The sequence below is a fragment of the Lysinibacillus sp. KU-BSD001 genome (assembly GCF_042920265.1).
Taxonomy (GTDB): domain Bacteria; phylum Bacillota; class Bacilli; order Bacillales_A; family Planococcaceae; genus Lysinibacillus_B.
Genome location: NZ_JBDQZI010000003.1, coordinates 344,981 through 360,284 on the forward strand (window position 1 = coordinate 344,981; position 15,304 = coordinate 360,284).

Annotated in this window: 12 protein-coding genes; all 12 read left to right on the plus strand. The window is 38.6% G+C overall.

The window, feature by feature from the left end:
- Positions 1–5 precede the first annotated feature (5 nt).
- Complete coding sequence (gene yihA, locus AAGS61_RS06975; RefSeq protein WP_391369254.1) at positions 6–587, plus strand: ribosome biogenesis GTP-binding protein YihA/YsxC; 582 nt, start codon at positions 6–8, stop codon at positions 585–587.
- Positions 588–710: 123 nt separating this feature from the next.
- Positions 711–893 (plus strand): YjfB family protein, encoded by a 183-nt coding sequence (locus tag AAGS61_RS06980; protein WP_391369257.1) that lies wholly within the window; start codon positions 711–713, stop codon positions 891–893.
- Positions 894–1,011: 118 nt separating this feature from the next.
- A complete protein-coding gene (locus AAGS61_RS06985) occupies positions 1,012–2,700 on the plus strand; it encodes a hypothetical protein (protein WP_391369260.1) in 1,689 nt (562 codons plus the stop codon).
- Positions 2,701–2,765: 65 nt separating this feature from the next.
- Positions 2,766–4,199, plus strand: a complete 1,434-nt coding sequence (locus AAGS61_RS06990; protein ID WP_391369262.1) for an S-layer homology domain-containing protein — start codon at positions 2,766–2,768, stop codon at positions 4,197–4,199.
- 12 nt (positions 4,200–4,211) lie between these two features.
- A complete protein-coding gene (locus AAGS61_RS06995; protein ID WP_391369265.1) occupies positions 4,212–7,121 on the plus strand; it encodes a VWA domain-containing protein in 2,910 nt (969 codons plus the stop codon).
- Between the two features lie 232 nt (positions 7,122–7,353).
- On the plus strand, positions 7,354–8,715 hold the full coding sequence (hemA, locus tag AAGS61_RS07000; RefSeq protein WP_391369267.1) for a glutamyl-tRNA reductase: 1,362 nt from the start codon (positions 7,354–7,356) through the stop codon (positions 8,713–8,715).
- Between the two features lie 143 nt (positions 8,716–8,858).
- Positions 8,859–9,695 (plus strand): cytochrome c biogenesis protein, encoded by an 837-nt coding sequence (locus AAGS61_RS07005; protein WP_391369270.1) that lies wholly within the window; start codon positions 8,859–8,861, stop codon positions 9,693–9,695.
- Between the two features lie 18 nt (positions 9,696–9,713).
- Entirely contained in the window at positions 9,714–10,646 is a 933-nt protein-coding gene (hemC, locus tag AAGS61_RS07010) for a hydroxymethylbilane synthase (protein WP_391369273.1), read from the plus strand.
- The gene (locus tag AAGS61_RS07015) at positions 10,636–11,388 is read left to right on the plus strand and encodes a uroporphyrinogen-III synthase (protein ID WP_391369276.1); all 753 of its coding nucleotides are present in this window, start codon (positions 10,636–10,638) and stop codon (positions 11,386–11,388) included. The genes hemC and AAGS61_RS07015 overlap by 11 nt, the downstream gene beginning before the upstream one ends.
- Positions 11,385–12,365 carry a porphobilinogen synthase gene (gene hemB, locus AAGS61_RS07020; RefSeq protein ID WP_391369279.1) on the plus strand — a complete coding sequence of 327 codons (981 nt, stop codon included), beginning with the start codon at positions 11,385–11,387 and terminating at the stop codon, positions 12,363–12,365. The genes AAGS61_RS07015 and hemB overlap by 4 nt, the downstream gene beginning before the upstream one ends.
- 1 nt (position 12,366) lies before the next feature.
- Complete coding sequence (gene hemL / locus AAGS61_RS07025; protein ID WP_391369282.1) at positions 12,367–13,656, plus strand: glutamate-1-semialdehyde 2,1-aminomutase; 1,290 nt, start codon at positions 12,367–12,369, stop codon at positions 13,654–13,656.
- Positions 13,657–13,792: 136 nt separating this feature from the next.
- Positions 13,793–14,968: a diguanylate cyclase domain-containing protein gene (locus AAGS61_RS07030; protein WP_391369285.1), complete on the plus strand. Its 1,176-nt coding sequence runs from the start codon at positions 13,793–13,795 to the stop codon at positions 14,966–14,968.
- The last annotated feature ends 336 nt before the right edge of the window (positions 14,969–15,304 follow it).

Genomic DNA, 15,304 nt, shown 5'->3' on the forward strand with positions numbered 1-15,304 from the left:
AAAAAATGAAAGTCCATAATGTCGAAATGGTCATTAGTGCCGTTAGACCAGAGCAATACCCTGAAGATGGACTTCCTGAATTTGCGCTAGCAGGGCGCTCTAACGTCGGGAAATCTTCATTCATTAACCGTATGATAGGGCGTAAGGCATTAGCGCGTATATCTTCAAAACCGGGTAAAACACAAACATTGAACTTCTACAAAATTGAAGAACAATTATTTTTCGTGGACGTACCGGGTTATGGTTATGCAAAAGTATCAAAAACCGAGCGAGCAGCTTGGGGCAAAATGATCGAAAAGTATTTTACCGGCCGTGATTTATTAAAAGCGGTTGTACTCATTGTTGATTTACGTCATGAACCAACGAGTGATGATTGCATGATGTACGACTTTTTAAAGCATTACAATATCCCATGTATCGTCATTGCAACAAAATGCGATAAAATCCCGAAAGGTAAATGGGATAAGCATAAAAAAGTTGTGCGAGAAACATTGCAGATGGATAAACAAGATCCATTAATCGTGTTCTCATCTGAGAAGGGAATTGGCTTTGAACAAGCATGGGCTGAAATTGAAGGTCGTATGTAACTAAGGAATAGTTGAAAAATCGTCATTACGATATGTAATGGCGATTTTTTTATGAAGAATTCATCATAATTACTTGATGAATAGATAATCTTGTCGATAAAGAGAGTAGGAGGTGCCACTACTATGGATATCGCAGCATTATCAATTGCTATGAATCAGTCACAACTAATGCAAAATGTATCATTAGCTGTTTCTGATATGGCAATGGAGCAACAACAAGTACAAACACAACAAATGGTTGAAACGATGCAATCAGTTGATGCACCACACCCAACTTTAGGGAAAGCGATTGATATTTCTATTTAATCGCACAACGGAATGGACGCGCCAATCATTCCGTTTATTTGTGTTTTAGAGAAAAGTGAATTAAAACATAATTTTATAACTTTTAATTGTATGGATAAATGAAGGAGGAGCTATATACATGCTAAAGAAATTAAGTATATCCATCCTTTCATTCGTTCTACTCATAACATTGATTCCGTTTGTGAATCCAGCACAAGCAGCATCAGTTTATAAAGGAACTTTTGAAGGTGTTACATATACGGAAGTAGAGTTGAAAGATGGAACAGTCGAAAGAACGAATGCGAAAGTGACGATCCGTAATAGCTCAGGACGTACAACGACATTTAATTTGTTAGATACTACATACTACTATGTAAATGGTACAGTTTCAACGATTGATGCATTTAAAAAAGGGATGGAAGTAACGGCTACTGTTAATTTACGTAGTGTGTCCCGTCTTGAAGGAAAGTCAGATATTGAACAAGGTGCTATTGTAGAAAATAGTAAACAATTAACGGGAATTGTAACGAAAATTGACCCGAACGGGATGTTTGTTCGAGTAAAGCTGGATACAGGTATAGAAAAGCAATACTACTTAAATAGTGATACGGAATATGTGAAAGGAAAGTCACATGTCGATATTAGTACAATGTATGAAGGGGACCGTGTGAAATTAAAGCTTTCATCTGCTTCTTCCTCCGTAGTTTCTGAAATCGAAATTATTCAAGTAGGGACACTTATTCATAATTTATACAAAGCAGAACTAAGCACTGTTAATACACGTAGCAATAAATTGACTGTAGCGAATGCGCATCCATTTGAAGATTGGGAGTTTGGGACAAGACCAAATTCAAATTTACAATCCGTTACATTTACGAATCACACAACGATCTATGCTGGAAACAAAAAGATTACGAAAAATCAATTAAGTTATTACCACAATAGTGATATTTACTATGTAACGAAAAAACAATATGGTCGAGAGTTGATTGAAAAAATAGTCGTGCTAGAAGATAATGAGCGTACATTCTACGACCAAATTACAACGGTTGATACAACAAATAAGTTCTTCCGTTTAAAGAACTTTGGTTTAATGTATTACCACGACGGTTCGATTTTAGTGCGCAATGGTCGACTAGTGGAGCCGACTACTTTAACGGCTTGGGGAACAGCATTTGTCTTAACGGATGGCGTGACGAAGAGCAACTATACGCACATTGTCAATATTACAAATGATAGCTTCTTATCACCAAACTTAGCTACACATGAATTGTATTTTGGTCAACTTTCTTTAGTAGAGCAATCGAACTATTTACTGGAACTTGCAGATTATACAAGATTAGAAGCGGGTTCTCATGCTTGGGTACGCGAAGAAGAGGATGCGAAAACGTTGTCGTTTAGTAACTCTACTGTTGTGACACGTAGCTTTGGTGGCTCTGACTCCGTACTTGTCACTAATTTAGAAGTTCGTGAAGGGATGTATGGTTACTTCTATGTAAAAGATGGTCATTTGCAAGCCATTCATTTAGTAGGGAAAGATAAATTACAACCAACTGTCACATTAGCAGGTCGTATCGCGTCGGTGAATGTAATCAATCCAGGTTCAAATGGTATTGATGCTACGGCAGAAATGGAAGTAAAAGATGTAAGTCAGTGGTATGAAGGGGCATGGTTAGATACAGGGCGCCTAAATCGTATTGAATTAGATCAAGTATTAATTATTAAAGATCGCAAGCGCATCACGGTTGACCAACTAAAACCGAATGATCGTGTGGTCATTTTGACAGATGATACCTTTGATGCACAAGTTATTTTAGTAAATGAATAATCAAATTTTGGGCATGTAGAACCCTCTACATGCCCCACTATTCTATAAGGAGAGGGGCTGAACCGATGTTAAAAAAGCAAGGCTTTGTATTTTTATTAATGGCCTTTCTATTAATATTAGTCAATCCAATGAAGTCGTCCGCAGAAATTGTTGATTTAACAGGTGGTATAAAAAATGAGTATACATATGAAGAGTATGTGTTTATTTTAGGGCAGCCAATGCATTTTACGGCAAAGAGTAAAGATATTAAAGTAACCGTTTCAGAGAAAAAAGATAAAATTACAGAAACATATAAAATTAAAATGAATAGTACGAATGGGGCTACATTAGATAGAACCGTTACATACACGTACAATGTGAGCAATTATGATGCGATTGGTCAAAGTACAGCAACAGGTGAAGTGACAAAATACAGTGAAAAAATTAAGTATCAAGATGCAACAATTGAATTAAAAGATTATCAAATGTCAAAAAGCCATATTACAGATAAGCGTCCTGCTTCAGACTATACATCTGGGAACTCAGTAGTGCGTAAAACATATGAAATTAAATACAAGGGCGGTCAAACACAAAACGTCATTGTACACGGTTCTGGTAAAGATGCAAGTTATGAAAATTTCTGGGGTGCTGCGGAAACACAAATTATGGAATATACATTTGAGTACCCAAATGACACGGTCGGCACTGTCACGAGCCGCGTGAGCTATACAAAATCTCGTACGTTAAATTACGAGGAAAATTTAGGGTCTTTAGCTAGTTTTGAAGGGGGTTATGCCGTAAATAGTGAATCAGATACGATTTCACAGTATGTGTATGACTTACCAAAGGAATCAGGCACAATTGAATTTAATGCAGAATATATGCCAAAAGTGGAGCGTTTAATCGTTCCGAAATTCCGTGACTTATCCGCTCATTGGGCGAAACCGAGTATTGATAAACTATATTCACTTGGGATTTTTGATGACAAAGCTAACTTCTTCTCACCGAATACACCGATGAGTCGTTATGACTTTGCTGTAGCGATTGGTAAAGCTATTGACCTGCGTGTAGAAGTGGGTGGAACAACAAAGAAAAAAAATTCAGCACCAACTATTTTTAAAGATGTGAAGCGTACGCGTCCAAACTATGAATATTTAGTAGCTGCCTATAATAAAGGTGTCGTTAATGGAGTCAATGCAACGACCTTTAATCCTGAAGGGAACTTAACACGCCAACAAGCAGCAGCTATGATTGTTCGTGCACTTGGCATGGAAGGAAGAGCCCCAGATCCTGGTTATACAACGTCCTATAAAGATGATCATAAAATTTTAAATTATGCGCGTGACGGCGTGTATGTCATTACGCAGCTAGGCATTATGAATGGATCACAAGGTTACTTTAACCCAAGTGGTACATTAACGCGTGCACAAGCAGCAGCCATTATTGAACGTGTTTTAGAATACTTAGAAAATGATTTAAAACAAAACTATCGAGATGATATTTTATTCTTTGAATACTAGGAGGGAATAGAAATGCGGAAAACATTTGCTCTTTTCCTAAGTTTCATGCTTTTATTGTCCACGTGGTTACCATTTGCGGCACAAGTAGAAGCAGCGAATATTTCAGATGTACCAACATCTAATGGGAAATATACAGCAATTAATTGGGCTGTTGATAATGGTGTCATATCGCTTTATACAGGTAACAAGTTTGATATGAATGGCAATGTATCGGAGGCAGAAATGCTTTCGATGTTTGCGAAGCTAGATGCAAACTACAAACATTCAGTAACGACAGATATGACGTATTTGTACTATGCTGATTTAAACATTCCTCTTCAGGGGGCTTTAAGCAAGGCGAAGCGAAATAACTTAGTAACGCGCGGTGATTTTGCCGTTGTCTATGCAGCGATGCACGGTCTTGATTTATCAGAAGTACATGCGGTGCAGTATTTATATGCAAGTGAGATCACGACGGGGACAAACGGTAAAAAAACATATGAAGGCTATAATCCGACACGTAAACTGACACGTGGAGATATTGCGGTGTTCTTATATCGTATGATGCAAAAAGGGAAGTTGGCAGTGGAAGGGTTAAAGTCAGCGGCAACGGGTAAAGACGATTCAAAAGTTACGCTACCGCTAAACTTCGTATCATCACAAGGGAATGAGGTTGACTTAGAGCAGCCAGAACAGAAGCCAAGTGATGTATCACCGAACACGCCAAACGCTACGAAACCAATTCAAAGTGTAGAGGTCGAAAAGAAAAAATTAAACGCCAATGGCTACGATACAACATTAGTGACGATTAAGTTTAAAGATAGCCATGGGAATACAGTTCCTTACGATCAATCGTTGAAATTTAAGATTTCTTCAGAATATTTTACAAGTATTGAGTTTGGAATTGATAAAAAGCAAGCCTTAAAATATGACCCAAAAGAAATCTTCCAAGCACCAACTGCTATGACATCACCGAATGGTCAGTCGACAGCAGTTGCTGAATCAGATGGTGGAGAGTTAAACTTCTTCTACCGTGCGCCGCGTATGACAAAAAGTTTAAAGGATAATATACTTGTCGAATTAGCGGATGTGACAGCGGGTTCTAACTTTTCTTCATTTAAGAATTCGCAAATTAAAGTACCGATTGAATATATTGTGGAGCCAGAATTACGTGTAACATATGAAGTATATGATGGAGAAAACTATGTGGGAGACGGAAATGGTGGTCAAGACCACTCAGCGCCTGCTTACCCAGAAAGTGTCATGAAGCAAGGTCCTATCACGGTATCGAGCATTAATGATGATGGCACGCTCAATGTACAATCCGTTGCGATCAAACCACAGTATCAATATGCCAAATTAACATTAGCGCAACGTGAAATTTCCGAGCAAATGTTTGAGCGTATTGTAAATGATCTATTAGATAATAGTGGAACAGGTACAATTCAACTCGATTATTATATAGATGAAAACGGTAATGCAGCGTATAATATTCCGTTTAGCTATATTCCAAATGAGTATACGAGTAAATTTGGTAGTAATGAGCCACAAGAATATGCCGTGCTATTATATTTATATGAGCTACTACCAGATAAAATTTCTGACTTTTCAATGGCCGATTATAAAAGTGTGAAATCAGCACAAGCCATTGCACAAGGCATTTCAGAAGCAGAAATTCAAAATTCAAGCTATAAAGAGCTACGCAGTGTTATAAATGGTATTATGGCGCTTGCAGAACTAGCAGACCAGACGAAAGCGGATGAAGAGGCAGCACAACGCCCAGGAGATATGGCAAGGTATACGAAAATTGCTGTCACACTTGTGGCACCAGGTGGGCAAATTATTAAAAATTATCGTGGGCAAGTAACGATTGAATATAACGGTAAAAAGAAGACCGTACCATTTAACCGTAGTGGCGCATCTGGTAGTGAAGGGGCTGGGCAGGCGATCGCTTATTTTGAAGGTGTAACATATGGCAAATCAACAGCAAAAGTCACGTTTAGCCCTGAAACGGACTCTCGTTATGAAAAGTTATTAAAAGGGTTAGAAGGCAAAGTGGTTGAAAAGGAAATTATCGCCCATCCACCACTGAATGCGCTAGATTCTTGTAATCGTGCTCAAACATTAGGTGTTTTAGTTGATGAATCGGGCTCAATGAAAAAAGCAGACCCATATAATATAGTAAATACAGAAACAACAAAATTAATAAATCAATTAGAAATTGATCCGACCTATGCATTTGGATTTAATACGAAGAGCCGCTTTGCTTCAGAGGGGATGCCACTTACGCCTTCTGATTCGATATTTGATTATAAGTATCGAGGTGGAGGGACAAGCCTTGTAAAAGGGTTTGACGCATTAAAACCGTATTTGAAAAAAGAAGAAGCGATAGGGAATATTCCGAAAGCGCTTATTATTGTGACAGATGGAAACTTCTCCTCAACAATCAAGGGAGATATGATTGCATTTGCTAAAGAAAATAAGATTAAAATCTATACAATTGCAGTGGGTCCATCGAAAAATATTAATTCAACGACATTAAAAGATATCGCGAACCAAACAGAAGGTGCGTATTTCCACCTATCAAACATTAACAATATCACGAACATTTATAATTCATTGATGAAATCGTTATGTATAAATTATACAGAAGTTTGTCCACCAAACTTCGACTCATTCCAACAGACGGATGTAACAATTGGACGTACGTATTTGTTCATTGAAGCGGAAGCGAACTGTGGCAATGTGGAAAAGGTAAAAGTCAAATTCTACTCTGTTTATGGTGAGGTAGAATTAGATTTAAAATATATTGGATTAAATCTGTTTGAGCTGGAGCATGATATTCGCAAAATTCATAACTTCAGTATTTATGAGGAAGTGGAATTCCTCGCATATGATAAAGCAGGGAACTTACTAACGTCGGAAAAAGTTAAAATCCAATAAAAAATTTTACTCCAACAACGTATATGTTGTTGGAGTTTTTACATAATACTAATAATTTTATGAAAAAAGCAATCATTTATTGAAATATACTATAACTTTTGGTACACTTAGATTATAATAATTCTAATGTAAGAAGACTGAGTCATAGCATGTTCACAAACTTTAGCGTGAATAATGCTTTATTTATGTTACAATGGGTATTGTGAATTAGAACGTGTGAGGTGTAAGGTTCATGCATACATTGGTCGTGGGCTTAAATTATAAAACTGCGCCTGTTGAAATTCGTGAAAAGCTGTCGTTTATTGAGAGTGATTTGCCGAATGCTATGCAAGCGCTACAAAATGAAAAAAGTATTTTGGAAAATGTAATTGTCTCAACATGCAACCGTACTGAAATTTATGCAGTTGTTGACCAATTACATACAGGGCGTCACTTCATTAAAAAGTTTTTAGCGAACTGGTTTAACATTTCGCTAGAACAGTTTGAAGACCATTTATTTATCCGTGAAGATGATGCTTCTTTAAACCATTTATTCCGCGTGACAGCGGGCATTGATTCAATGGTTTTAGGAGAAACGCAAATTTTAGGACAAGTAAAGAAAAGCTTCCTACAAGGGCAAGAGTTAGGTACAACAGGTACTGTTTATAATCAGCTCTTTAAACAAGCCGTGACATTTGCAAAACGTGCGCATAACGAAACAGCGATCGGTGAAAATGCTGTGTCCGTGTCATATGCAGCGGTAGAACTTGCGAAAAAGATTTTCGGCTCCCTACAGCGCAAGCATGTAGCGATTTTAGGTGCTGGAAAAATGGGTGAGCTAGCGATTCAAAATCTTTATGGTAGCGGTGTTGGGAAAGTAACAGTGATCAATCGTACATTCGAAAAAGCACAGGATTTGGCGACGAAATTTGAAGGGAAAGCCAAGTCAATGGACGAGCTACAATGTACATTATTAGAAGCGGATATTTTAATCAGTTCTACAGGGGCAACAGAATATGTAATTGACTATGAGCTGATGAAATATGTGTCACGTCTCCGTAAAGGGGATCCGTTGTTTATGGTTGATATTGCGGTGCCACGTGATTTAGATCCGAAAATTGGTGAGCTACCGAATGTGTTTTTATATGATATCGATGATTTACAAGGTATTGTGAATGCAAACTTAGCAGAGCGAGAAAAAGCAGCAACACAAATTATCGATATGATTGATACAGAAATTGTGCAATTTAAAGAATGGTTTGCAACATTAGGTGTAGTACCGGTACTAACAGCTTTACGTAAAAAAGCAAATCGCATTCAGGAAGAAACAATGGCAAGTATTGAAAACAAAATGCCAAATTTAACAGAGCGCGAACGAAAAATTTTAAACAAGCATACGAAATCAATTATTAATCAGCTATTAAAGGAGCCGATTTTACAAGCAAAGGAATTAGCGAATTCATCACAAGCGAGCAGTGATTTACAGCTATTCCAGCAAATTTTCGGCATTGAACAAGCGGTGCAGGAAGAAGTAGCGATGCAAACACAACTAGAAAAGGAACGCGCAAAAGCTGCTTCAACCGACATGTCCATCAAGCCGCATCTCTCCTTTTAAATAACATTTAATTTTTTACAAGCGTTTTCGTAACTGTATGGTAAAATACAGTTACAAAGCGCTTTTTCTTCGCTTCCATTGTCCGAAGTTGAAGTGTTAGTAAAATCAGCATAAAAGCTTCTAATTAAAAAGAAGGGTTGCCAATGACAGAAACAATGATGATTCGACTTTATGAAGTCATGGTCATTTTATATGCAGTAGGAATTGTTTTTTATTTTATGGATTATTTGTATAAATATGTAAAAGCGAGGCGTATCGCGTTTTGGTTCGTCTGTGTTGCTTGGACGATGCAAACGATATTCTTCGTGTTATTTATAATAGAACTAAAGCGTTTTCCGATTTTATCGTTATTTGAAGGGATCTACTTCTATGCGTGGCTTCTCACAACATTATCGATTGCACTTCACTGCATTGCACGCGTTGACATGCCTGTATTTTTTGTCAATGTACTCAGCTTTGTATTTGTAACAATTCATTTGTTTGCACCAGCTGAAAAAGCACAGCCAATGGTAGGAGAGTCTCTCGTATCGGAAATGCTCTTTATTCATATTTCATTTGCCATTATGTCATATGCGGCATTTTCACTTACTTTTGTCTTTGCAATATTGTATTTAATTTTATATCGTATTTTAAAGGAAAAGAAAGTGGGATCAAGCACCATTTGGACGAGATTACCATCTTTACAGCAAACGACAAGTTGGATGAATAATTCGACACTTGTCGGAGTGCCTTTACTTTTCATTAGTCTTATTTTAGGGTTAGAATGGGCATTGATGACATTGGATGGATTATCCGTATTTGACATTAAAATTATCGGTTCTTTTGTTATTATGGTTTTATATTTAATTATTTTATTATTACATCGTAGTGGAAAATTAGTGGGTACAATGTATGCTTGGGTGCACGTGTATGCCTTTTTATTAACGGTCATCAACTTCTTCCTAGGCAACAAATTATCGAACTTCCACTTATGGTATTAGCGGAAAGGTAGGATTATGGTGAGAAAAATTATTGTAGGTTCGCGAAAAAGTAAATTAGCATTAACACAGACAAATTGGTTCATTAATGAACTAAAGGCGGCGGGTGTACCTTTTGAATTCGAAATTAAAGAAATTGTCACAAAAGGGGACCGTATTTTAGATGTACAGTTGTCGAAAGTAGGCGGAAAAGGATTATTTGTAAAAGAAATTGAGCAAGCGCTTTATGACAAAGAAATCGATTTTGCTGTCCATTCGATGAAAGATATGCCAGCGATTCTGCCAGAAGGCTTAGTCATTGGTTGTATCCCGCCGCGTGAAGATGCACGTGATGCCTTTATTTCAAAAGGCAATGTGAAATTTGCGGACTTACCAAAAGGGGCGGTTGTCGGGACAAGCTCTCTTCGTCGTAGCGCACAATTGCTAACAGCCCGTCCAGACTTAGAAGTTAAATGGATTCGTGGTAATGTGGATACACGTTTAAATAAGTTAAAAACAGAAGATTACGATGCGATCATTTTGGCAGCAGCAGGCTTAAAGCGTCTTGGTTGGAATGATGATGTCGTAACGGAATATTTAGATACAGAACTTTGTTTACCAGCGATAGCACAAGGGTCACTTGGTATTGAATGCCGCGCAGATGATGCGGAGTTACTGGCAGAGCTAGCGAAATTAACAGATGCTACTACTTGGAAAACGGCGCATGCAGAGCGTACTTTCCTTGCTGAAATGGATGGTGGATGCCAAGTGCCAATCGCAGGATATGCTACAGTAGAAGGTGACAATATTACATTAACAGGCTTAGTAGCAGCGCCAGATGCTTCAGTTACTTATAAAGAAACAGTAACAGGAACAGATGCCGAGGCAGTAGGTAAGGAAGTAGCGAAACGTTTAACGGAGCAAGGAGCTTATGACTTGATTCAGCGCGTAAAGGCTGAGTTAGATGCCGAGTAATCGTTTAGAAGGACAAACGATTGTGTTGACAGGCTCAGTTCCGACGCTTAGTGTCAAACAATTCATTGAGGAAAACGGCGGGTTATGTGCGGTTTTTCCTCTCATTAAAACACAGGAGTATCATTCACCAAATGATGCGCATCAATTAGCTTCATTACATAGCTATGATTGGCTAATTTTTACGAGCCAAAATGCGGTACAAGCCTTTATGGAAAAGTGTCAACGGGCAGAAATAAATATACAGGGGCTCCGTTGTAAAGTTGCTTCTGTCGGTACGAAAACAACAGAGCTTCTTGAGAAGTATGGACTACATGTTGATTTTATGCCGTCCATTTTTAGTGCGGATGTGTTTGTAAAGGAATTTCCGCATGTATCGAAGGCGTCAGAAAGTAAACTGTTTATCCGAGGGAGTTTAGCAAAACAAACAATTCACGAAGGTGTACCTAACGTAACAGAATGGACGGTTTATGAAACGTGTGCGAATGCAACTACCATTCAACCGTTTATTGAGCTGTTAGAGCGTGAGCAGACTATCGTTATTTTTGCCAGTCCTTCTGCTGTAGATGTATTTGCCAAACATATCGCGCCGATTGTTGGCTGGTCGCGCATTCGTGCCGCAGCAATTGGCCATATTACAGCTGATGCTCTCGAAAGATTAGGCGTAGCAGTATATGTCCAACCGAAAGTGTATACGATGCAAGCTGTAGTAGAGGAAATCATTTTATTGGAGGAGTCATCATGACAGATTTATATTTCCAACGTCATCGCCGCTTACGTCAAAATGCGAGTATGCGTGCATTAGTGAAAGAAACATATTTACACAAAGAAGATTTGATTTATCCGATTTTCGTCGCTGAAGGCGAAGGCGTACGTAATGAAGTATCATCTATGCCAGGCGTATTCCAGCTATCATTAGATCACTTAGGAGCAGAGCTGGATGAAGTGGTTGCTTTAGGGATTAAAGCAGTCATTTTATTCGGTTTGCCAGCAGAAAAAGATGCAGTTGGTTCAGGTGCATATCATGATCACGGAATTATTCAAAAAGCAACACGCTTTACAAAAGAGCGTCACCCACAATTGCTTGTTGTAGCAGATACATGCTTATGTGAATATACAGATCATGGTCATTGCGGTGTCGTAGAAGGGGAAGAAATTTTAAACGATCCTTCATTAAACTTATTAGCGCAAACAGCTATTTCACAAGCTGAGGCAGGCGCAGATATTATTGCACCATCAAATATGATGGATGGATTTGTGACAGCAATTCGTGCGGGACTTGACGCAGCAGGGTTTGAGCATATTCCGATCATGTCTTATGCCGTCAAATATGCATCTAGCTACTACGGACCGTTCCGTGATGCAGCAGATGGTGCGCCGCAATTTGGCGATCGTAAAACGTATCAAATGGACCCTTCGAACCGTTTAGAAGCAATTCGCGAAGCAACATCTGACGTAGAAGAAGGAGCCGATTTCTTAATCGTTAAGCCAGCACTTGCCTATATGGATATTATCCGCGATGTGAAAAATAACTTCCCACTACCAGTTGTTGCGTACAATGTATCGGGCGAGTATGCGATGGTGAAAGCGGCTGCGCAAAATGGCTGGATTGATGAAAAGGCAGTCGTAATGGAAACATTACTCGGCCTGAAACGCGCGGGTTCTGATTTAATTATTACGTACCATGCAAAAGATGTGGCACGTTGGTTGGAGGAGAAATAATATGCGTTCATATGAAAAATCAAAACAAGCTTTCTCTGAAGCGGTAAATTTAATGCCAGGTGGCGTAAACTCGCCAGTACGTGCATTCAAATCGGTAAACATGGATCCAATTTTTATGGAATCGGGCCAAGGTGCAATCATTAAAGATATCGATGGCAATGAGTACATTGACTATGTATTATCTTGGGGTCCACTGATTTTAGGTCATACACATCCAGAAGTAGTAGAAGCGATTGCAGCACAAGCAGCTAAAGGGGCTTCATTCGGTGCGCCGACGTTATCGGAAAATAAATTAGCGAAGTTAGTAATGGACCGCCTACCATCGATTGAAATGATTCGTTTCGTTTCGTCTGGTACGGAAGCAACGATGTCGGCACTTCGTTTAGCACGCGGCTATACAGGGCGTGACAAAATTTTGAAATTTGAAGGCTCTTACCATGGACATGGCGACTCTTTATTAATTAAAGCAGGTTCAGGTGTAGCAACACTGGGCTTACCAGATTCTCCAGGGGTTCCTGCAGATATTGCAAAAAATACGTTAACGGTCGCATATAACGATTTAGAATCAGCGAAAGTAGTATTCGAAAAATATGGTGATGATTTAGCGGCTGTTATTTTAGAGCCAGTAGCGGGGAATATGGGCGTTGTACCGCCACAACCCGGCTTCTTAGAAGGCTTACGTCAGTTAACAGAAGAAAATGGCACAGTGTTAATTTTTGACGAAGTAATGACGGGCTTCCGTGTAGATTATGGCTGTGCACAAGAGTATTTCGGTGTGCGTCCAGATTTAACAACGTTAGGAAAAGTAATCGGTGGTGGTCTACCTGTAGGTGCTTTCGGTGGGAAGCGTGAAATTATGGAAAAAATCGCACCAGCAGGTCCGATTTATCAAGCGGGTACTTTATCAGGGAATCCACTTGCGATGACTGCAGGTTATGAAACACTTTCTCGTTTAAATACAGATTCTTACGAGTATTTCAAAAAGCTAGGGGACCAATTAGAAGCTGGTTTCCGCGAGGCGGCAACAAAATACAATATTCCGCACACAGTAAACCGTGCTGGATCCATGATCGGCTTCTTCTTTACAAATGAAGCGGTAGTCGATTTCGAATCAGCGAAAACATCCGATTTAGAACTGTTTGCAGAGTACTTTAAATTAATGGCGGAGGAAGGCATTTTCCTTCCACCTTCACAATTTGAAGGATTATTTATTTCTACAGCTCATACAGAAGAGCATATTGCCAAAACAGTGGAAGCATTCCATAAAGTATTTGCGAAACTGGCACGATAAAATGAAAGGTGGTAGGTATAATAACCTATCGCCTTTTTGTTTTGTTTTAGACTATAGTCTTTTCTTTTAAGAGGAATTTAAGTGCATTCGTATTATGATACGTGTAATAAATCGAACGACTATTGTAGGTGAATTTATGCAAACATCTTTAACATATGAAGTGAGAGAAAGTATCGTACGATTGAATTTACGGCGCATGCAGATCATTGCTACACTTGTTTTTTATACGCTGATGCTTGTGACAGGCATACATTTTAGTCATATGTATTTCTTTGATGTAGAAAAGAAAAACCCATTAGCTTTTGCTAGTTTATATACCATCTTATTTTATGTAAATATGAGTGTGTTTTATGTGAATCATAAAAAAAGATTAAATGTAAATCCTCAAACGATTCGGAAATATGAGCGGTATATTCAGGTGTATGTATATAGCATGTTAGTGCTGATTACATTAATCACAATGGGCGATGTCCTATTTTATAAGCATATGGCTATTTTTGAAGTGTTTTACTTGCTTATTGCAGCATTACTTATTTTAAAGATGCATCAATTTGTAGTGCCAGCAGCGTTTGCAACGGTAGTCTTTGTTATAGCGAGTTTCATGAATAGTACAAATGAACAGGCGATGAGTATATTAACCTCTGTATTAATTGTTGTACCAACTGGCATGTTTATACAGTGGATGGTGTATCGTACACAACTGACGAGCATTAAACAACAACTATTACTCCAAAAAGAAACGTCGAAAACAAGAGAGCTAACTAAGCAACTGCAAGAAAAAAATAAAGAACTAGCTCGCATTGCCTCGCATGATGTATTAACGAAATTACCAAATCGTCGAGCGCTTGATTTAAAAGCTAGTCGCCTATTACAAGGTGGGGAAGAAGCTGTTCCGGTAACAATCCTGTTAATGGATATTGATTATTTCAAGCAATATAATGATTATTACGGGCATTTTATTGGCGATGAGGCACTTGTAAAGGTAGCTGCCACTTTAGAGGGATTTGCGAAGAAATATGGTTATTTTGTTGGCAGATGGGGAGGGGAAGAGTTTGTTATGATTGCTGACGGTCATTTACCGCATGTTGCTACAATATGTGAGGAGTTGTTGACACAAATTCAGCAATTAAACATCTCTCATCCGTGTTCTGAGTGTGCAAAATATATGACGATGAGTATCGGCGTATGTGAAGCAAAAGTGCGCACAATCAAGAATGTGCAAAGTTGTTATACGGTAGCGGATGAAGCACTTTATAAAAGTAAATCGAAAGGACGTAATACATATACAGTCCAATCGCTTATGTCTATTTAAGTATGAACTCATAACGAGCAAATTCTAAAACATATATTACCATTTTATTGCACGTTGCTTTCCGCTGCGGCACTCGCTTTCCACGGGCGAGCATCAAGCCTCCTCGTCGCTCATCCTTCGCTCCTGCGGGGTCTTGCTTGTCTCGCTTTCCCGTAGGAAGCTTTGCTTTGTAGCGAAAGGCGTATGCCGTCAGCTACACTCTCGTGCCTCCGCTACAAGCAACTATTGTTCAATACAATAATTAGTTGCTCAAAAATAATGAAAAATTCTCATTGATGAAAGTAGAGACTGGGCAATTATACTTGCAAATGGAAAGGAAATGATTTCTTTTAGAGA